A 20168-nucleotide genomic window follows, 5' to 3' on the forward strand; every position below is an offset into this window, starting at 1 on the left:
GCCCGGCCCGGCATGATTGCCTATCGCAGGTTTCTCAAGGCTGGCATTTGAAGCCTGCCCGTCCATCCGTTTGTTCATTGGCGCCCCACTGCTCCGGTTGAGTGCCGGATCCTTGATTGCGATTTTATCTTGAGCGGGTGTTGCGCCAATTACAAGTGATGACTGCACTTGAACCGGCATTTAGCCGTCATCTCGGCGGCAACTGTTGCAACGATGCAAGAGATCGGAACAGTTTCGCTCCATAATGCCGCAGCAGAGAACATGTTTTTGATCTGGAAGGCTTCAAACGACGAAAGCAGCCGATCCAATCCCGGAAAATTGGCCGCGCATATCGGCAAGGGCTGTTGACCCGTTCTAATCTGGCTGCAAGATGTTGCGTGCAGCCCATACCGATTTGTTCGACAGCGCGGCGACATACTGCAACAAGAGGCGCGACGATGGCCAAGGCGAAAAGCAAGACAACCAGCACGACCGCTGCGAAAGCGACCGCCGCGGCGACCACGACAACCAAATCGGCCGATACCGACAAAGCCATCTTTATCGGGAAGGAAGGCGATCAAACAGCCTTCCTGACGCTTGCACTCGCGAACCGGCATGGGCTCGCGACCGGCGCCACCGGTACGGGAAAAACCGTATCCTTGCAGGTGATGGCCGAGGGGTTTGCCCGCGCCGGCGTTCCGGTTTTCGCAGCCGATATCAAGGGCGACCTTTCGGGTATCGCTGAAACGGGTGAGGCCAAGGATTTCATCCTCAGCCGCGCCAAGGCTATGGCGCTCGACTTCAAACCCGATCAGTTCTCGACGGTATTTTGGGATGTGTTCGGCGAACAGGGCCATCCGGTGCGCGCGACCGTCTCGGAAATGGGTCCGGTACTGCTGTCGCGCATGATGGATTTGAACGACGTGCAGGAAGGTGTGCTGAATATCGCCTTTCGCGTCGCCGACGAGCAGGGCCTGCTGTTGCTCGACATGAAGGATCTGCGCGGCATCCTGTCCTTTATCGCTGAACACGCCGATGAACTGACCACGCAGTACGGCAACGTCTCCAAACAGACGGTCGGTACCATGCAGCGCCAGCTTCTGGTGCTCGAAAACCAGGGCGCCGACAAGTTTTTCGGCGAGCCGGCGCTGCAATTGAAGGACTTCATGCGGACCGACGCCAACGGTCGCGGCATGGTCAATATCCTTGTCGCCGACAAGCTGATGCAGAGCCCGAAACTGTACGCGACCTTCCTGCTCTGGATGCTGTCCGAACTGTTCGAAGAACTTCCCGAGGTCGGCGATCCGCCGCAGCCCAAGCTGGTGTTCTTCTTCGATGAAGCGCACCTGCTGTTCAACGATGCGCCGAAGCCACTGATGGACAAGATCGAGCAAGTGGTGCGCCTGATCCGCTCAAAGGGCGTCGGAGTCTATTTCGTTACCCAGAATCCGATCGACGTGCCGGACAAGGTTCTCGCCCAGTTGGGCAACCGCATTCAGCACGCGCTGCGCGCCTTCACGCCACGCGACCAGAAGGCGGTGCAGGCTGCGGCGCAGACCTTCCGGCCCAATCCCAAGCTCGATACCGCGCAGGTCATCACCGAACTCGGCAAGGGCGAAGCGCTGGTCTCGTTCCTCGAAGGCAACGGCACACCGGCGATCGTCGAGCGCGTCATGATCCGCCCGCCGACCGGCCGGATCGGGCCGATTACGCCGGAGGAGCGCAAGGCGATCATGGCCGCAAGCCCGGTGAAGGGAAAATACGACACCACGATCGATTCCGAGTCCGCTTATGAGGTGCTGCAAAAGCGTGTGTCGGCAACGGCAGCGCCAGCTGAAGGCGGCGGTGTTCTGGGACAGGTTGGCTCCATTGTCGGCTCCATTTTTGGCACCAACACTCCGCGCGGGCGCCTCAGCACAGGGCAGGTGGTTGCGCGCAGCGTGACGCGCTCGGTCACCAACAAGGTCGCGGGAGATGTTGCGGCGAGTCTCGGCAAATCCGTCGCCGGTTCGCTCGGCGGCTCGATCGGCCGTTCGATCGTACGCAACGTTTTAGGCAGCCTGCTGCGACGCTAGTCGCTTCAGGCATCCGGAGAAGAAACATCATGACGATAACGAATGCGCTGCCGGCGGTTCTCGACCGCATCGATGCCGATTTCGACAAGAGCCTCGAGCGGCTGTTCACCCTGCTGCGGATCAAGTCGATCTCGGCCGATCCGGCCTTCACCGGGGATTGCAGGAAGGCGGCCGATCATCTGGCGGCGGACGTCGCCAGCATCGGTTTCGCGACTGAAGTGAGGCCCACGGCCGGACATCCGGCCATTGTCGGCAAGAGCAACGGCACCGGCCCGGGCAAGCGCGCACATGTGCTGTTCTATGGCCATTATGATGTGCAGCCGGTCGATCCGCTCGATCTCTGGCATCGTCCGCCGTTCGAGCCGGTGGTGACCGACCATGCGGACGGCCGCAAGATCATCGTCGCGCGCGGCGCCGAGGACGACAAGGGTCAGCTCATGACCTTCGTCGAGGCTTGCCGCGCCTGGAAGAGCGTCACCGGCTCGCTGCCGCTCGATATCACCATCCTGATCGAGGGCGAGGAGGAGATCGGCTCGAAGAATTTCGGACCGTTCCTCGACGAGCACAAGAAAGACCTCGCCGCCGATTTCGCGCTGGTCTGTGATACCGGGATGTGGGACCCGAACACGCCGGCGATCACCACGTCGTTGCGCGGGCTCGTCTACGAAGAGGTGCGTATCAAGGCAGCGAACCGCGATCTGCATTCCGGCATTTTCGGTGGCGGCGCGCAGAACCCGATCCGCGTGCTGACCCGCATCCTCGGCGGTATCCATGACGACAATGGCCGCATCACCATTCCCGGCTTCTACGACGGCGTGAAGGATTTGCCGGCGGATATCCTTGCGCAGTGGAAGGCGCTCAATCTGTCGTCGGAGTCGTTCCTCAAGCCGATCGGTCTTTCGGTCCCGGCGGGCGAGAAGGATCGCCTGCTGATCGAGCAGGTGTCGTCGCGCCCGACCTGCGACATCAACGGGATCGTCGGCGGTTACACCGGCGAAGGATCGAAGACCGTCATTCCGGCAGAGGCTTCGGCAAAAGTGTCCTTCCGGCTGGTGGAAGGGCAGGAGCCTGCGAAAATCCGCAAGGCATTTCGCGATTACGTCACGTCGCGGGTGCCAGCGGACTGCAAGGTCGAATTCCTCGATCATGCCGGTGCGCCGGCGATCGCGCTCGATTGGGGCATGAAGCCGCTGGCGGCGGCGAAGCGGGCGCTGACCGATGAATGGGGCAAGGAGGCGCTGCTGATTGGATCGGGCGCGTCGATCCCGATCGTAGCCGATTTCAAGAAGACGCTCGGCCTCGATACCGTGCTGATCGGCTTCGGCCTGGAAGACGACAACATCCATTCGCCCAACGAGAAGTACGACCTCAAGAGCTTCCACAAGGGCATCCGCTCATGGGCGCGAATTCTCGCGGCGCTGGCGGACGCGCCGCGCTGAGGTCTTAAGCGATCTCTTCTCCGGTCGTCCCCGCGAAAGCGGGGACCCATACTCCCTGAGTTCTCGATTGGAGGGGAGAAACCTTCTCGCCATGACCACAAGGTTCGGTGGTGATGGTTCCCCGCTTTCGCGGGGACGACATCGAATATGTGGCTTGGCGAGTCATGCCAGATCAGCCCAAACGTAAAAACGCCGCCCGGAATTGGGCGGCGTTTTTATTTGCCGTGTAGAGGTTGATGGATCAATTCTTGTAGCTGGGATCGATCCTGTCAAGCTTGCGCAGAAGTGGCGGCCACACCAGCTTGGTCGAACGCAAGTCGGAGCGATCCGGATCGCTGACCAGCTTTTCGTTCTTCTCGATCACCAGCTTCTTAACCGGGTAGGCGGTGGGCCCGAGCATCCGGGTGCGGACCTGCATCGTGCAGGCGCGCTCCAGATGATACATCCGCTCGAAGGCGGAGGCGACCGAGCGGCCGACCGTCAGCGTGCCGTGATTGCGCAGCAGCAGATGGTTCTTGGTGCCGAGGTCTTTCTGGATGCGCGGGCGTTCGTCGTGATCGAGCGCGATCCCTTCATAGTCGTGGTAGGCAAGGTCGCCGGTGACGAGTTGCGCGGTCTGGTTCAGCGGCAGCAGGCCTTCCATGCAGCTCGCAACCGCGGTGCCGTCCGGCGTATGCAGATGCATCACGCAGCCGGCGTCCTCGCGCACTTCGTGAACCGCCGAATGAATGGTGAAGCCGGCGGGATTGATCTTGTAGGCGCTCTCGGTGAGCTGGTTGCCGTCGAGATCGACCTTGACCAGGCTCGATGCGGTAATTTCGTCGAACATCAGGCCGTACGGGTTGATCAGGAAGTGGTGCTCCGGCCCCGGAACCCGCGCCGAGATATGGGTGTCGACGAGATCGTCCCAGCCATACAGCGCAACGAGACGATAGGCTGCGGCGAGATTGACCCGCTGCGACCATTCCGCTTCGCTCATATGCGAGGGGACTTCCTTGAGGCGTGCTTCGGCTGGTGACATCGGCGCTTGCTCCGGTGGCTCATTGTTGATTGCTGTGGAGCGTAAGCCCGGCATCGGGGCCCGGCAACAGCAGATGCGCCGCATCGCCATCGCGTGCGGTATGGCTGCCCGTCGAAACTGGCGGGTTACGGCGCGGGGATCGACAGCAGGCTGGCGATGCTCAATCCGCGGATATCGTAGACTCGCGCGAACACCACGCCATCGCGGATGATTTCCGCATAGACCGGGGCGGACAGACCCTTGCAGTAGAACTCGCCGAGTGTGATCGCAAAGTCTGCCGCCTGACTATCCCAGCCGATGGTGAAGTCCGGGCCGAGTGCAACCTGCGCGGGGCGTTGCGGTCCGCACACCGCGACTTTCCATTTGCGATCCTGCGGTGGAACTTCCTGACGCTCGATCAATTCGGTGCGCAGGGCTTCCGAGGCCTGCTTGAGCGCAAGGCCCCAGTAATCGAGCATGAACGAGTATTCGGCCTTCCGCACGGTTCCGGCGGCTTCGTTGAAATACGTGTACTGATACGGATGCAGCCGGATCATTTCCACGAACGGCAGCGTCAGTCCGAACACGAACAGCGATACGGCAAAACTCTGCGCGGCGCGGCCGCGAATCTGCAGGCGGTCGATGATCCACGAGAAGCCGATGCCCGCCATGACTGCCATGGGCGGAATGACAAAGATGAAATGGCGGATGCCATTGTAGAGAGCAGGGCGCTTCAACATCGCGACCGCGAGCGGCAACAGCGCCGCCAGCGTGAGCATCGCAAGAACGGATTTTCGCCGCGGATCTTCGGTTGCACGAAACACCATCACGGCGGTGCCGCCCACGCCGACCGAGAGAAGGCCGATCAGGATTTCGGGCATTTGCAGCGCGAACAGCGTCGGCAGATACGACCACGGCATGTCGGGCACGGAAATGATCGCGCCGTCGAACAACTCTTTCCACGGCTTCTCGAAAAATTTCGAGAAGTAGGTGAGCGCATGGAGAGGATTGCCAGGCTCGATGATCGACCAGGGCCAGATCAGCCCCATCACAAGATAGCCGAGCAGCAGGCCCGGCAGCATCACATATCCGGTGTGGCCAAGCCGGTGGACGGCTTCGCGCCAGCCGCGCGCGCGAATGTCGGCGTGCCAGATCGGGATGAATCCGATCACCGCGTAAACCAGTGCGAGGCCGCCGAGAATACGCGAACCGATCGAGAGACCCGCGCCGAGTCCGAGGATCAATATCGTATGAGGCGAGGGAGATGGATATTCATCGGCAAGCCGCACCAAGCCGAGCATCAGGATCACCATCGCCACGGCGAACGGCGCGTCCTTGGGATTCATGAACATGTGGCCGTAGAACGTCGGGCACAGCGCCAGCAGCAGAACCGTGGCGAGGCCGGCGAGCGGTCCGCCGACGCGGCGCGCAAGCCGCCAGCTTACGGCGAGGCCGATGACGCCGACGATCGCGCCGAGCAGGCGGCGGGTCTCGAACAGTTCGAGCGGAATGATTTTGTGCAGCAGGGCCGCGGCCATGTCGAAGCCGCCGCCGTACATATAGAGATTTGCGAACGACAGTGCGTCGGTGTCTCTGAAGCCGGACCCGAACATCTTCAGCAACAGGTCGGCATATTCCGCGTGAGTGTAATCGTCCCAGCCGAGACCGTAATCGCGGAAGGTGAGGCCGGCGATCAGCGCGACGACGGCGAGCGTCGCGTACGCGAGATTGTCGCAGGCCTGCTCGGTCGAACGCCGCGCAGGCGTTTCGAGGATGGAAGTCGTGGATGGCATGATAGCTCGTGAGCCCGGCGCCCTCAGTGACCCCGCGTGTTCGCTTTAGGGCCGTTGTCCGCGGCGCCACGGTAGCGATAATTCTTGTCCAAGTAATTGGGAATTGTGGCTTATTTGATCTAACCGAGCGCAAAAGCAGGGGCGCGGTAAAGATTTATGCGCCGCGGCGGGAAGTAAATCGGCTCTCGCGCGTTATGTTCCCGAGGACGGCCCGGCTGTTAAGCATGTCCTTGATCTTTCGAGCAAAGGAGCCGGGCGGGCGCGAATTACACTTTTGTAATGCAGCTAATTTGACAGTATTATGGCTTGAATTCTGCCCCAATAAACCGGCGGCAGGCGTGGAGTTGGTGGATGGCGGGTTTGTTGATCATCGGGGCCCTGGTGTTTTGCGGCGGTGTTCTGACCGTGGTGTGGGGAGTCCCGATCAAGGACTTCAGTTTCGGCAATACACTGATCCTGGTCGGGGCCGTGGTGTCCTGTACGGGACTGCTTCTGATCGGGTTGTCGCTCATCATTCGCGAACTGAAAAACCTGTCGCGTGAGTTGGCGGAGCGGAGTCCGGCGGCCGTCGTGCGGGACGAGGCGAGCGTCCTCTCGCCGCGCAGCTCAAGTCTGGTGCCGTCGCTCGAACTGCCGAAGGTCGCGCGTCCGGTGCCGCCGCGTCCCGCGCCGAGCGGAGGATTTCTGTTTCCGCGCGACCAGCCGCACGGCGCGGATGTCGCTGGCGATGAGGAACGGCCAGCGTCGGCCGCGGCCAGCGCGGCTGAACGCGATGCGGATGAGGCCTCGTCGATTCCGCCGTGGCGCAGTCAGCCGTCCGAGCGCGCCCGCACCACATCGCCGCTGTCTCCCAAGCCGGCTGCTGAGGCTTCCGAACCCGCCGCCGATGCACCCGCCGAGCGGCCGCGCCGCAATTTCCTGTTCTCATCGCGCCGCCGTCCGGCGACGTCCACCGAGCCGCCGCAGGATGCGACACTGGCTGCCGGCGAGTTGCCGGACCTCAATGCCGTGCGCGCGGCGACCGATCAGGCTGAACAGCCGGACCGGTTCGACACTGCCTGGCCGCAGGCCGAGCGGCCGCGACCGGACGCAGACCAGGGCAGCACCCCGCGCTCCAACGGCGCCGGCCGCTTCCAGCCGTTCCGCCGCAGCGAGGAGCCGTCGGCACCGTCGGTCACCGTGGTGAAATCCGGCGTCGTCGATGCGATGGCCTATTCGCTGTATTCGGACGGCTCGATCGAGGCGCAGATGCCGGAAGGCATGGTGCGGTTCGAGTCGATCGACGAACTGCGCGCACATCTCGGCCAGCGCGAGTAACGCGCGGGCCACGAGGACAGGTCCAAGAGCAGCCCATGCCATGGGGCTATGACCGCTGCTGGTCCGCCGACGCCCGGCCAATCACCTTCTTTTCATCTGTTGCAGACTATTTCTGCGCCGCATGATGCGTTTTACTTGTCACGACAGCTCCGTTTCCTTCATAATCTGTGAATACTTGAGCGCGCACCGATCAAGGATGCGGGAAGTGCGGACGGCGCAACGGTTCATCGCCCGGCGGGCGAATGCCGGCCGATCCGGTGCCGCCGTTCATTCACGAGTGGTTTTGGACACGATTGATTTCAGGCGAACCTGATTTCGGACAACTGGCAGAAAGACGCTCCGCATGAACGACACCGCGAGCAAGGGTTTCATCGAACTGACAGCGAGCATCGTGTCGGCCTATGTCAGCAACAATGCGACGGCGGCTTCGGAGATTCCGGCGCTGATCGCGCAGATCCACAGCGCGCTGCAGCGCGTCTCCACCGGCGGCACGGAAGCCGCACCCGAGCCGACCAAGCCTGCGGTGTCGGTGAAAAAATCGATGACACCGGATTATCTGGTCTGCCTCGAGGACGGCAAGCGCTTCAAATCGCTCAAGCGCCATCTGCGCAGCCAGTACAACATGTCTCCGGAGCAATACCGCGAGAAGTGGAATCTGCCGGCCGATTATCCGATGGTTGCGCCGAATTACGCGGTCGCGCGGTCGCAACTGGCGAAGAAGATGGGCCTCGGCCAGCAGCGCCGCCGCGCCAAGCGGTAAGTCGTTACATCCTCGCGAGTTTTGAGGTACGGAAAGTTTTTCGGGGATAGCTATCCCCGGTGACACGGCAGGCATTACGATGTAGGTATATATTCCTAATAGGTATACATTCCTAATGAGAGTGCCTGCGATGTCCGAAACCAGCCTGTCCGCCGCCACCGGGTCCGTGGCCCGGCCTTCCGTCCGCAAATCCGATCCGAAAGCCGTATGCCGCCGCGTCGGCGTCTGCGTGATGCGCGACTTCGGTCTCGACGTTGGCTGCCTGCTCGCGCCGTCGCGCGGCTCGCCGCGCGTCTCGCTGGCGCGGCAGGTCGCGATGTATCTGTTCCATGTCGCATTTGCGATGAGTTTCGAGGCGATCGGCCGGGCGTTCGGCCGCGACCGCACCACGGTGGCTCATGCCTGCCGGGTGATCGAGGACCGCCGCGACGACATCTGGTTCGATTGCCGGATCGCGACGCTGGAGCGTGTCTGCGGCGCAGGCGACAAGGAGTGCGCCCGATGATCAAGCGCGATCACTCCCGCCGCGCTCGCAGCGGACGCCGTCACCACGCTGACGGCGCGACGACGGCGGACCACATCGATGGCTTTCGCGCGCAGCATCTGTCGCTGTCGGAGCGCGAGATCATGGCCGAGGACGGCATCGCGCGGGTCATGGTCAACGACAGCGAAAGTCCGCTGGCGTGGCTGGCGCGCCGCAAGGGCCGCGACGGCCGCGCGATGATCGACGGCAACCAGTTCATCGCCGGCGAAAAGCTGCGCGCCGATTTTACCCGCGGGCATTTGACGCCGCGTGTGACGTCGAGCTGGTCGGGCCTTGCGCAGGCGCGGGGCTCGGGCGGCGGTGCCGGCGAGATGACCGATCTGATCGTGGCGTCGCGCCAGCGTGTGCGTCTGGCCCTTGCCGCCTGCGGGCCGGAATTCGCCGGCGTGCTGATGGATGTCTGCTGTTTTCTGCGTGGCCTCGAGGATGTCGAGCGCGAGCGCGGCTGGCCGTCGCGCTCCGCCAAGGTGGTGCTGCAACTGGCGCTCGATCGCCTTGCCCGGCACTACGGCCTGCGGGTCGCCGCGCGCGGCGATGCCGCGCGCATCCGCACATGGCTGGCGGAGGACGTGACGTTCACGAGTTGAGGTGGATGTGGGCGATAAGAAGCCTACTCCAGCTTCGATGTCATCACCGGGCCGTAGCCGTTCGAAGAACGGCGTCGCTTCCGCTCGCCTATGTCCCGGTGATCTCGCTTAGGTGGGTATGGTGCGTCCCTGATCGGGATGGCCGGGACAAGCCCGGCCATGACGACTGAGAATGTTCCTACGACGCCGCCGCCAGCGTTTCGCTGGCGTCGCGGCGGACGCGCTCGACCATCGAACGCAAGCCGTTGGAGCGCTGCGGCGTCAGATGCTCGCGGAAGCCGAACTCGTCGAACAGCGCCAGCGCGTCGGTGTCGAGGATCTGCTTCGCGGTCTTGTCCGAATAGAGCGTCAGCAGGATCGCAACCAGCCCGCGCACGATATGGGCGTCGCTGTCGCCGACATAATGCAGCACCGGCTCGTTGTCCGCGCCGCGATCGACCTTGCGGGCGAGCCAGACCTGGCTGGTGCAGCCCTGAACCTTGTTCTCCGGCGAGTGCTCTTCCTCGGACATCGGCTCCAGCGTGCGGCCAAGCTCGATGACATAGCGATAGCGGTCGTCCCACTCGTCGAGCAGCGCGAAGTTGTCCCTGATTTCGTCGATCGTCGTCATGAAGCCATATCCCGTCCGTCCACGCTTATATGAGGGCGCGGACCCGCGAAAGCGATAACCCGATTGCGGATTTATCGCAATTTGAAGGTTCCGGGGGCATTGTGGTTTTAGGGTCGTGCCCCGGACGCGGTGCGGCGTTTTTCATGCCGCTCCGTTGAACCGGGGCCGTTCCAGATTCGGAGTTTGCGACGGTCCCGGTTCTGCGAGGCAGCGTTGCACGCTGCATCGCGCCTCGGGACAAATGCGGAGTCCGACATATTCGATGTCGTCCCCGCCTGCGCAGGGACGACGATGGAGATCGTATCGGGCAAAGACTACAACGTTGGGGTCTGCCATTCGATCGCGAGGTCGTCCGGCGTCAGGGCGTCGCTGCGCGCGGCCTCGGTCACATTGTCCATGGCGTCGATCGAGCCGGTGTGATCCGGTGCACGGCGGTCGCGGCGGTCGCTCTGCTTGCCCGCGTTTTTCGCCGCTGCGTCGTGCGGCTTCTTCTCGATCTTGTCGGCCTTCTCGGCCTTGTCCTTTTCCGGCTTGTCGCCGGCGTCGGCCTTTTCGTTTTTCTCGGTGATGAACTGATAGACCTTCTTCGCGCCGGCCTGTGCGCGCGCGCCGATCACGCTCGCGGCCTGGCCGCCCACGGTGCACGCCGCCGGCTGACGCTCGCAGAACTGCGCCATGTCGGACACCGCGGCGCTCGCGGCGGAAATCGCGTCGGATGCCGCGACCTCCGGCTGCGTGCCCGCATCCGGTGCCTTGTCCGTCGGCAGCAGCACGAGCACGAGCCCGAGCCAGAATGCCATGCGCAGAAGGAAGAACATCGAAGAACCCCGTCGTCTCGTCCCGTTGCGATTGAACTCGCAATCTGCATTTTCTCTAGCAGCAGCCGCTAAACCTCTCGTATTTTGGGTGCGCTAAATTTGCGTAAAATTGGAATCAATTCGTTTGGTGTAAATTTTCGATTGATGCCCGCGAAGGGATGATTCCAGCCGTGGCGGCGCGTGATCGCCGGATATCCACCATTTCGAAACCATAATCTCCGCCGCGCTGAAACTTCTGGTTCACCATCCCGCGCAAATCGGCCCTGGATTACGCCTCAAAACGCCGTTCACGCCGTTGCCTGCGGTTGCCGCATCGCCGCCTTAGCGTTCGCTTAAGGCGCGTCTGACACGATCCCGCAACGATAAAAGGGGGCGTTCCGGCGCGTCCGTTCACGGACACGCCAAACGCGAGAACAACGTGACACTGTTCGAAACCATTCGCGATCATCTCGACTCGCTGGTGCATCCATCAGCGCGTCAGGACGCCATGACATGGGCGCGCCATCGCGCCTTCATCGCGCCGCGCATGGTCGGATGCCTGGTCGCGCTGGCGTCGCTGCCGCTTTATCTCGCCGTGCGCGGTGCGCCGGCCGAAGTCGAGGTCATGATCCTGGCGTGGCTGATCACGCCGATCGTCGTCTCTTATTATCTGTCGCGCACCGGCCGCTTCGAGAGCGCCCATGTGCTGTCGTCACTGGCGCTCGCCGCCGTGGTGTTCGCGATCTCGATCAATACCGGCGGCATTTCATCGTTCGCCGCGATCTGGCTGGTCGCGGTGCCGCTTGAAGCCGCACTGTCGGCGTCGCGCCGCGTGGTCGCGTTCGCGGTGGTGCTGGCACTCGGATGCGCGCTGACACTGGTGATGTGCGAGGCGCTCGGCGCGCTGCCGCCGTCCGGCGTCGCCGCCAACGTCAGTCCGCTGTTCGAGGCGCTCGGAATTGCGACCGCGACGATCTACGCCGCGAGCCTCGCGTTCGGCGCCGAATCGCTGGCGCGGACCAGCAAGCATCTGCTCGACACCGAGGAAGACCGCTATCGCCTGCTGGCGCGCAACATCAGCGACGTGATCGCGCGCCACAGCCGCAACGGTGCGGTCAGCTTCATCTCGCCGGCGGCGGAAGCCCTGCTGGGAATCCCGTCGGCGCGGCTGCTCGGCCACGGCCTGTTCGACCGCGTCCATGTCGCCGACCGTCCGGCCTATCTCAAGGCGCTGTCGGACGCGGCGCGCGGCCATGAATCGGCCAGCGTCGAATTCCGTCTCAAGCGCGACCATCCGTCGGACTTCCTCTGGATCGAGATGCGCTGCCGTCCGATCGAGATTCCGGCCGCGAGCGGCGCCGATCATGACACCGAAGTGGTGTCGGTGATGCGCGACGTGACCGAACGCAAGGCCCAGGAACATGCGCTGGAATCCGCGCGGCTCGCTGCCGAGCAGGCCGACGCCTCGAAATCGCGTTTCCTCGCCACCATGAGCCATGAGTTGCGCACGCCCCTCAACGCCATCATCGGCTTCTCCGAGATGATCGCGCGCGAGGAAGAGATGATGCTCGACGCCGCCAGGCGCAAGGAATACGCGACGCTGATCAACGAATCCGGATTGCATCTGCTGTCGGTGGTCAACGGCATTCTCGACATTTCGAAAATGGAAAGCGGCAACTTCGAGATCCTGCCGGAGCCGTTCGCGCCGCGCGATGCGCTGGTCAGTTGCAGCAACCTGATGGTGCTGAAAGCGCGTGAAAACGGCATCGATCTGACGACCCGTGCGCCGGGCGACCTGCCGCAGATGATCGGCGATCCCCGCGCCTTCAAGCAGATCCTGCTCAACCTGATATCGAACGCGATCAAGTTCACCGAGCGCGGCGGCGCCGTCACCGTTACCGCTGCGGTCGATGGATCGCGCCTGATGCTGCGGGTCATCGACACCGGCGTCGGCATCAGCGCCGACGACATCAAGCGCCTCGGCGAGCCGTTCTTCCAGGCCGGCAAGACCTATCAGCGCCGCCACGAAGGCACCGGCCTCGGCCTGTCGATCGTGAAAAGCCTTGCCGAACTGCACGGCGGCGAGATGACCATTCTCAGCAGGATCGACGAGGGGACCACGGTCTGCGTCGCCCTGCCTCTGACCTACAGCCCGGCGGATCCCAAGCCGTCGAGCAATGTCGCCACGCTGTCGCTTGCGCCGCGCGCGGAAGCCAAAGACCATCAGGTGAAGAAACGTGCCTAGGAAGACTGCCTCCAAATCCAGCCGCCGCGTTGCGGCCGTCGCCGTCGAACGCGATCCCAATCCGTTGATGCGCGTGCTGCTGCACAGCCCGAAGGACACGCTGGCGGGCGCGGTGGCGTTTGCCGCGGTGATGGCGATCATCGTCAACGCGACCTTTTTGCAGGCCGGCCGTCATCCGTATCCGATGTTCGGCTCGGCGCTGACGTCGCCCGCGTCCGTCACCATCATGCCGGTGATGCCGCGCGCGCGCCCGGCTGAAGCGAGCTCGCGCGAGGTAATCCGGCCGCTCGATCCGAAGCCTGCGGTTGCCGCACCGGCGCCGGTGCCGGCCAAGGCTGCACCCGCTGCTGCGTCGCCTGCGCCCGCGCACAACGATCCGCTCGGCGATCTGATCGCCTCCAACCGCCGGGTGTCGGCGGTGCAGCGCGCGCTGACCGAATACGGCTACGGCCAGTTGAAGCCGGACGGCGCGGTCGGCCCTGATACCCAGGCGGCGATCCGCAAGTTCGAGACCGACCGCAAGAAAGCGCCGACCGGCAAGATGTCGGACTGGCTGGTGCATCAGGTCGTGATCCTGACCGGGCGGCCGATCGACTGAGGGTCGCTATGCGGGGGCGCCTTTGCGCTCGCGGCCGCGCTGGCCTATCGTCGATTCCATGCGAATAAAGTCAAACATCTGGGTGGCGGCCTATCTGCTCCGCTGCCAGACCGAAAACGTGTTCGGCGCGGTGCGCCGCAGGGGTTCGGAGGAGGCGGGCGCGGTGTTCGTCAAGCTCGCGCTGCTCGACGGCAACGCGCTGCTGTTCACGCCGGCGCCGCAAAGCACCTACGACGAAGACCGTCCGTCCGAACGCAATTTCGTCCAATGGCCGACTGAGCCAGTGGCCGAGCAGAAAATCGAGGAGCGGCTGGTCAAGGAAATGTCGTTCGATCCCGACGTCTGGATCGTCGAGATCGAGGACCGCGCCGGGCGGCACTTTCTCGATCTCGCGAAGGGGTGAGGGCGACGATATCGAATGCAAGGCCTGTCCCTCAGGACAAGCTTCGCGCCTGTGACGGAAGATCAACGACCGCATCGCCGGGCTGCACGGACGGCCGCGCCTGCGGTGTCGCGGCGCGGGCGCGCTGGCGCTCGTCGTCGTACAGGGCGGGGCGGTATTTTGCGCGGGTCTGCGCGATCGACGCGCCGCGCCACGCCGCCAGCATCACCAGTGCTGCGCGCTCGCTGAGCACGTCGTAGAGGCGGGCAAGGCGATAGACGTCCATCACCGAACTGCCGATCGCGGGATTGAGGAACAGCAGCACGCGCTGGAACATGTCGCTGGGCATGGTCAGCGCCCGCATCGCACAGGCCAGCGGCTCGCCGAGCGGATCGTTGACCACTTTGGCGGCGATGCTGACCGGCAGGATCAGCGCGTCGCCGAGTTCGGCGGTGAAGGCCGCGACATCGGCGGTCATGGCATATTGCTCGAGGCTCGCCACCGCGCGCGCCGCGCGGCGGGGATCGACCCGCACCGAGGGCTTGAGCGGCGCGATGTCGAGATTGCGCAGGATCGCGGAGCGTTCTTTCGAGCTCGCCTTCTCGAACATCTCGTGAAGCGCGGCGGCGTCGGCCGGCTGCATCGACAGGGTCGGCAGCGGGCGCGCGGGCGGCGTTTCGTGCACTTCTTCGTTCGGAGCGGCCGCGGCGTCGTGGGCTTCGGCCGCAATCTCCGGTGCCGGTTCAGTGACCTGCGGCTCCAGTCCGAGCTGGCGGAGAATGGGGCGCGGCGTATGCGGGTAGATCGACAGCTTGCCGCGCACGGCGGCGCGGGTGGCGTCGTCGACGGCGTCGATCAGGCGCGTCGCCAGTTCGACAAACTGGGCTTCCTCGTCATGGCTGTGGGCGGCAGCCTGCACATACAGATCCGTCAGCACCCGCAACAGCGTCGGGCGAATGTCGACGCCCTCCCGCTGGGAGAGGCTGAGGAGACCATCAAGGCCTTGCAACATCGGTGGTGCGATCATGCCGGATACGAACGAGAGTTGAGTCGTCCGAAATTATCCAGTGCGCTTTAATGTCCGGTTAAGGAAAACGGTTCGTTAACCGGCTTGCCGATCGGCGACGAGTCCGCCGGACTGGCGTGCCGGGGCGGCCACCCTGACCGTCGCCAGCGCCGCGCCGAGCAGGAACCAGAAGGTGCGCTGGTACAGCAGTTCGTGAAACAGCGACATCGCCGACAGGGCGGCGATAATCAGCACGATCAGATGGCCGGCATTGTCGTTGCCGCGAAACCATGCCGCTTCGTTGACGAACAGGCGGAAGACCGGAATCAGGAAGATCGCGGCGCCGACGATGCCGAACTCCGCCAGCAGCCAGATTGTCGTCGAATGAATCACCACCGGAAGCTGTCCCGGCCAGTTGTGGATGAATACGCCCAGTCCGGCACCGAAGATCGGGTGCTCCTTGAACATCCGCAGCCCGGCCACGACGCTGATCCAGTGCTCGTTGTCGGACGACGCCCGCTCGGCGATGAGCCGATTGGCGCCGACGATTTGAGACAGGACGTTGACCGGCAGAGCGTGTTTTGCCGATGTGCCAAGTTTCCCCAGCAGGGCAGGCAGCATCGGCGTGAGGATGATCACCCCCACGATACAGGCAAAACCGGCCACGCCCTTCGCAATGGGCTTCCACGAGCCGGGAATGAAAACCAGCGCCGTGACAAGGACGACACACCCCGCGCCGATCGCGGCTCGCGATCCGGTCAGGAAAATCCCTGTCAGGGCGAGTGCGATCAGGATCGAACGCGCGCGCGCTTGCGCAAGCGCGACCGCCAGCAGCATCAGGCACTGGAAGCCGAACGCATTGGCGTTTTGCGCGAAGCCTGAAGCATACGGGTCAGGCGGGAGCACCTTGAGCACGTTGAGATAGACAACGGCAATCTGTATTGCGACCACGATGCCGCCGGCGACGGCGAACGTATCGAGCAGTTTCCGCAGAGACAGCTTCGCGCCGAGCGCGCCGGTGGCGGCGAAGGCAAGCAGCACGAACCAGCCGGCAAATTTGTTGGTGAGCGCCCACTGGGTCCAGCCGATCCGGCTGGCGCCGATCAGCAGCGCCACGGTGATCGCCAGCGTACACAGCACGACGTGAAGGTTCACGCCGGACAGCCGCCAGCGCGGCGCACCGTGCCGCGCCGCCAGCAGCAGCATGACGCCGCCGACGATGGCGAGCGGATCGGCGAGGTTGACGTTGATCGCGCCGGATTGCGTCGGCAGGTGAAGCTGGAAGAAGACGAACATCGCGGCCAGCGCCGGCACGATCGTGCTTAGCAGCACATCCGGCCGGGAGACCGCTCCGGTCTTGCCGGACGGCTTTGCAGCCACGGGAGGCGCGATGCGGTTGTGCCGCGCGGTCAATGCGCCAAGCAGTCCGGCGCAGATCAGCGACAGCACGCCGACCATCACCGCGACGGTGAGCGACGCGGCTCCCGGCATGCCGACGGCCCCGAGTGCCGCCACCGCGCTCATCTCGCGCACGCCCCAGCCGGCAAAGCTGATCGGAATACTGGCGGCGAACATCACGAGCGCCGACGCGGCTGCCAGATCGGCCAGTGCGATCGACGGGGCCAGCGTACGGCCGAGCACGACATAGGCCGCCATGGTGGCGAACTGGATCGCCAGCGAATAACCGATGGCGTGGGTGGCGCGGGCCACGTCATTTACGGTGATGCGGGCGGCGAATGCCGCGACCTCGCGCCGCCACAGCCACAGCACCCCGGCCGCCGTCAACGCCACGCCGATCACGATACGGATCAATCCGCCACCGCGGGTGAGGTCGAACGTCAGATGGCCGAACAGGTAAAATGCCCCGCCGATGGCGAGGGTGAATGAGACCAGCGCGGCGGCGATCCGCTCTAGCGTGGTCATCAGCACCGTGCCGGCGAAGGGAATGTTGCGGCGGCTGAGGTAGGAGCTGCGTGCTGCGACCTGCCCGAAAATCTGGAAGAACAGCGCGCCGCCGATCTGGCCGAGGCTCACGGTCGCGACCGCGTCGCGAACCGACAGATGATAACCAAAGCCGGCGGCGATCGAGCGGACGCGGAGGCCGGCGAACAGCGAGCTGAGAACAATGGCAACCGTTGCGCCGATAAGTGGAACAGGACTGAGCGCCGTCAGCGACACGCCGATCCCGTTGCCTTCGAAGCCCCGATAGACCAGCCACAGGGCCGCGAGCAGCAGAAGCGGTGAAAGCGTGATCCGTAGATATTTCAGCAATGCATCTTAAGTCCCGGCCGGATGTCCCACCCAATAAGCAGATTCGATCCGACTCACACCATACCCCTCGCTATGCAAATATGAGGGTACTCATGCACCCCCAGAACAAATCACCTTCATCCTTTAGACCGTCGGCCTCATCCACTGCCACCACCACCCCGAGCGGGTGTTGTCGTTATTAAGGCCCCATTAACCATGCCTGCTCTTAATAACCGGGTGCCGAAGGCCGTGAGCCGGGCGGCGAGGAGGGGCAAAATGGGCACCGTTATTGAGTTTCCCACGGATGCGGCGTCGCGGCGCACGGACCAGACGCCGCGCGAGGGCACAGCCACCGTCATGATCCTCCCCGTGATCCGGATCGAGCGTTATGGCGAAGCCAGCGACGGGCACGGACCTGAAGAAGGAACCGCAGGCCGCCGCCGCCGCCGCCGGGCGCGCTCCTGACCGTCGACACGTTCGCCGCGCATCGCGCGCCGAAACTGCGTTCTGAATATTTTCGCGGATCAACCGCAACCGGCTGAAACCGATTCCATCATGTGCAACGCGCTGATCCTGCTGCCCATCATCGCCGGCCTCGGCTGCAACGGCGGCGACTTCGGGCGGACGCGCGACACCTTCTATCATCAGGACATGCACAAATGGGTCGGCGCGGAGGCGACTGAAAGCCTCGGCGGCCGGCCGTCTCAATTTCAGCTCACCGATCTCGAGCGCCAGTTGCGCGACCTCGCTTACTATTTCATCCAGCCGCCCCATTCGCGCCCGGCGTGGAAGGCGGTGTTCGGCGACTATCAGGTGATCCCGTCGCCATGGCGGCAGACAGTGGTGTTCGATCCCACCGCCTATGGCCGCCGCATGATCAACGAGCCGCATCGCTCGCAGGCGTCGGCCTATGGCGGGCTGATCGAGGACGTGCGCAACGACTTCACCATGCTCGACCAGTTCGTTCCTGTGGCGATGAAGGTCAACGATCTCGACATCAAGCGTCAGGAAGCGATGAAATATGTCTCCGCCCTGTCGCCGCGCGAGTATGACGACGCCCAGGCGCGAATGCGCGAGAACGTGCTGGTTGTGCAATGGACGCAGCAGGTGCTGGAACAGCGCGTCGCGTCGTATCGCTGGGCGCTGGAGCGTCTGGCCATTCACGCGCCTGATCCGATGGCGGCCGACGCCGATCGCCTGATCCGCGAACTGGCGTCGCGTGCGGCCTCCGCATGGACCTCCGCACCGCCTGTCGTCGGCAAGGTGCTGCGGGTCGGCGGGTAAATTCGCCATCATCACGGGATGCGTCTTCACCTCTCCCGCAGGAGGGAGGGAGAAGCTGGGCGGCGCACCGAACAGGTTCCATGATTACGAATGCGCGAGTCGCAAGGTAGCCGGTGCCTGATGCGGCGGAACGTCACGTTGTGCCGACGCGCCATCGGGTGTTTCGCTTTCAAGCCTGATCGTAATCGTGCGGCGAGGCGGGTTCCATGATGAATGGCTTTTCGTTCGGCAAATTCAGTCCCACGAAATCATTCAGCATCCTGGTGCTGCTGAGTGTCGCCATCGGCGTGCCCGCGTTGATCATCGTGCGCGCGCTCGATCCCGATCTGGTGCTTGCGGCGCTCAGCGTGCTGTTGTTTACGGGCGCTGCGGTTTCTGCGGGACTCGCGTTCATGGTCAGGACCGAGCCGGCGTCGCAGGATCTGAATTTGTGGGATGTCGCCGGAGGCCTGGTTCTGACCGGGTGTGCCGCATCGGTGTTCGGCGAGCCTGAAAACGTCGCGCTGTTGTTCGAGCATCTGTTCGAACGCCAGCAGACCTCGCAGTAAAGAAAAGAAGGAGACGAGACCAGTCATTGAAATCGCGCACGATCTCATCGATCGCGCGCCAGACGACCAGGCCGGGCCCCTCTGGCAGCCAAGTGGCTGTGATGTCGGACTGGAATTCAGTTGGAGTGGCCCTTTTTCGATCGACGACGCCGGGTGCACGGCGCATTTTGGTGTCATCATGCTTGATGCCGCGTGCACACGTTTCGGTGCCGGATCATTTGCCTGATGCGAAAGGCCGCTCCCTTCAACAAAAGGGAAGCCCGGTTTTATGTTTGACCTCATCACACATGAAGTTCTTACTGCACTCGTTCAAGTCATCATCATCGATCTCGTTCTCGCCGGCGACAACGCCGTCGTGATCGGTCTTGCCGCTGCCGGTCTGCCCAAAGAGCAGCGCGGCAAGGCAATCCTGATCGGCATCATCGCGGCGACCGTGCTGCGCATCGTATTCGCCGGTCTCACCACGCAATTGCTGCAGATCGTCGGCCTGCTGCTCGCGGGCGGCCTGCTGCTGCTGTGGGTTTGCTGGAAGATGTGGCGCGAACTGCGCGCCAACCACCATGACAGCGGCGAGATCGATCCGGGCAAGCTGGACGGCGCGCCGCGCAAGACGCTGTCGCAGGCGACGTGGCAGATCATCGTCGCCGACGTCTCGATGTCGCTCGACAACGTGCTCGCGGTGGCGGGCGCCGCGCGCGAGCATCCGTATGTTCTGGTGATCGGGCTTGCGCTGTCGATCGCGATGATGGGCGTCGCGGCGACGTTCATCGCCAGGCTGCTGCACAACCACCGCTGGATCGCCTATGTCGGCCTCGCGGTTATTCTGTATGTCGCGGGCGACATGATCTATCGCGGCACGCTGGAGGTGTGGCCGCAACTCGCGTCATTGGCGGCGACTGCGCAGGACTAAGGAGCTTGTGCCCCGGACGCGGTGCGGCGTTGTTCACGCCGCTC

Annotated in this window: 19 protein-coding genes; 13 read left to right on the forward strand and 6 right to left on the reverse strand. The window is 63.7% G+C overall.

What is annotated here, in order from left to right; all coding sequences use genetic code 11:
• The first annotated feature begins 437 nt into the window (after window positions 1-437).
• Together ASC80_RS21185 and ASC80_RS21190 are read left to right on the forward strand one after the other, a co-directional pair.
• Window positions 438-2054, forward strand: coding sequence for a helicase HerA-like C-terminal domain-containing protein (locus tag ASC80_RS21185; protein ID WP_056301646.1), 1617 nt, complete (start codon window positions 438-440; stop codon window positions 2052-2054).
• Window positions 2055-2083: 29 nt separating this feature from the next.
• A complete protein-coding gene (locus ASC80_RS21190; protein WP_056301648.1) occupies window positions 2084-3493 on the forward strand; it encodes a M20/M25/M40 family metallo-hydrolase in 1410 nt (469 codons plus the stop codon).
• Window positions 3494-3734: 241 nt separating this feature from the next.
• On the opposite strand, the gene ASC80_RS21195 is transcribed toward ASC80_RS21190, so the two are convergent.
• Together ASC80_RS21195 and ASC80_RS21200 are read right to left on the reverse strand one after the other, a co-directional pair.
• Window positions 3735-4514 carry a class II aldolase/adducin family protein gene (locus tag ASC80_RS21195; protein ID WP_056301650.1) on the reverse strand — a complete coding sequence of 260 codons (780 nt, stop codon included), beginning with the start codon at window positions 4512-4514 and terminating at the stop codon, window positions 3735-3737.
• Between the two features lie 125 nt (window positions 4515-4639).
• Window positions 4640-6289 (reverse strand): ArnT family glycosyltransferase, encoded by a 1650-nt coding sequence (locus ASC80_RS21200; RefSeq protein WP_156464482.1) that lies wholly within the window; start codon window positions 6287-6289, stop codon window positions 4640-4642.
• Window positions 6290-6637: 348 nt separating this feature from the next.
• Between ASC80_RS21200 and ASC80_RS21205 the strand changes: the two genes are divergently transcribed.
• The 4 genes from ASC80_RS21205 (at window position 6638) to ASC80_RS21220 (ending at window position 9494) form a co-directional block, all read left to right on the forward strand.
• The gene (locus tag ASC80_RS21205; protein ID WP_056301652.1) at window positions 6638-7603 is read left to right on the forward strand and encodes a hypothetical protein; all 966 of its coding nucleotides are present in this window, start codon (window positions 6638-6640) and stop codon (window positions 7601-7603) included.
• Between the two features lie 343 nt (window positions 7604-7946).
• Window positions 7947-8363, forward strand: a complete 417-nt coding sequence (locus ASC80_RS21210) for a Ros/MucR family transcriptional regulator (protein ID WP_056301654.1) — start codon at window positions 7947-7949, stop codon at window positions 8361-8363.
• Window positions 8364-8493: 130 nt separating this feature from the next.
• A complete protein-coding gene (locus tag ASC80_RS21215) occupies window positions 8494-8868 on the forward strand; it encodes a helix-turn-helix domain-containing protein (protein ID WP_056301655.1) in 375 nt (124 codons plus the stop codon).
• The gene (locus ASC80_RS21220) at window positions 8865-9494 is read left to right on the forward strand and encodes a DUF6456 domain-containing protein (protein ID WP_056301657.1); all 630 of its coding nucleotides are present in this window, start codon (window positions 8865-8867) and stop codon (window positions 9492-9494) included. The genes ASC80_RS21215 and ASC80_RS21220 overlap by 4 nt, the downstream gene beginning before the upstream one ends.
• A gap of 178 nt (window positions 9495-9672) precedes the next feature.
• Here ASC80_RS21220 and ASC80_RS21225 read toward each other — a convergent pair whose 3' ends face one another.
• Window positions 9673-10104, reverse strand: coding sequence for a SufE family protein (locus ASC80_RS21225; RefSeq protein WP_056301659.1), 432 nt, complete (start codon window positions 10102-10104; stop codon window positions 9673-9675).
• Between the two features lie 314 nt (window positions 10105-10418).
• Window positions 10419-10922 (reverse strand): DUF5330 domain-containing protein, encoded by a 504-nt coding sequence (locus ASC80_RS21230; RefSeq protein WP_056301661.1) that lies wholly within the window; start codon window positions 10920-10922, stop codon window positions 10419-10421.
• 418 nt (window positions 10923-11340) lie between these two features.
• Between ASC80_RS21230 and ASC80_RS21235 the strand changes: the two genes are divergently transcribed.
• The 3 genes from ASC80_RS21235 to ASC80_RS21245 are packed head-to-tail and all read left to right on the forward strand — an operon-like array spanning window position 11341 to window position 14147.
• Complete coding sequence (locus ASC80_RS21235) at window positions 11341-13146, forward strand: sensor histidine kinase (RefSeq protein ID WP_056301663.1); 1806 nt, start codon at window positions 11341-11343, stop codon at window positions 13144-13146.
• The gene (locus ASC80_RS21240) at window positions 13139-13744 is read left to right on the forward strand and encodes a peptidoglycan-binding domain-containing protein (RefSeq protein WP_056301665.1); all 606 of its coding nucleotides are present in this window, start codon (window positions 13139-13141) and stop codon (window positions 13742-13744) included. Before ASC80_RS21235 ends, ASC80_RS21240 begins: the two co-directional genes overlap by 8 nt.
• A gap of 58 nt (window positions 13745-13802) precedes the next feature.
• Entirely contained in the window at window positions 13803-14147 is a 345-nt protein-coding gene (locus ASC80_RS21245; protein ID WP_056301825.1) for a DUF1491 family protein, read from the forward strand.
• Between the two features lie 31 nt (window positions 14148-14178).
• Here ASC80_RS21245 and ASC80_RS21250 read toward each other — a convergent pair whose 3' ends face one another.
• Together ASC80_RS21250 and ASC80_RS21255 are read right to left on the reverse strand one after the other, a co-directional pair.
• Window positions 14179-15153, reverse strand: a complete 975-nt coding sequence (locus tag ASC80_RS21250; RefSeq protein ID WP_056301669.1) for a DUF2336 domain-containing protein — start codon at window positions 15151-15153, stop codon at window positions 14179-14181.
• Between the two features lie 75 nt (window positions 15154-15228).
• Entirely contained in the window at window positions 15229-17403 is a 2175-nt protein-coding gene (locus ASC80_RS21255) for a lysylphosphatidylglycerol synthase domain-containing protein (RefSeq protein WP_056301671.1), read from the reverse strand.
• A gap of 255 nt (window positions 17404-17658) precedes the next feature.
• Here ASC80_RS21255 and ASC80_RS23290 point away from each other — a divergent pair, with 255 nt between their 5' ends.
• The 4 genes from ASC80_RS23290 to ASC80_RS21270 all read left to right on the forward strand — a co-directional run bounded on the left by ASC80_RS23290 (window position 17659) and on the right by ASC80_RS21270 (window position 20124).
• Window positions 17659-17847, forward strand: coding sequence for a hypothetical protein (locus ASC80_RS23290; protein ID WP_082512701.1), 189 nt, complete (start codon window positions 17659-17661; stop codon window positions 17845-17847).
• Window positions 17848-17937: 90 nt separating this feature from the next.
• On the forward strand, window positions 17938-18666 hold the full coding sequence (locus ASC80_RS21260; protein ID WP_056301673.1) for a hypothetical protein: 729 nt from the start codon (window positions 17938-17940) through the stop codon (window positions 18664-18666).
• 206 nt (window positions 18667-18872) lie between these two features.
• Window positions 18873-19214, forward strand: coding sequence for a hypothetical protein (locus ASC80_RS21265; RefSeq protein ID WP_156464483.1), 342 nt, complete (start codon window positions 18873-18875; stop codon window positions 19212-19214).
• Window positions 19215-19482: 268 nt separating this feature from the next.
• Window positions 19483-20124, forward strand: coding sequence for a TerC family protein (locus ASC80_RS21270; RefSeq protein ID WP_056301674.1), 642 nt, complete (start codon window positions 19483-19485; stop codon window positions 20122-20124).
• Window positions 20125-20168 lie beyond the last annotated feature (44 nt).

It is taken from the genome of Afipia sp. Root123D2, assembly GCF_001425835.1.
Taxonomy (GTDB): domain Bacteria; phylum Pseudomonadota; class Alphaproteobacteria; order Rhizobiales; family Xanthobacteraceae; genus Afipia.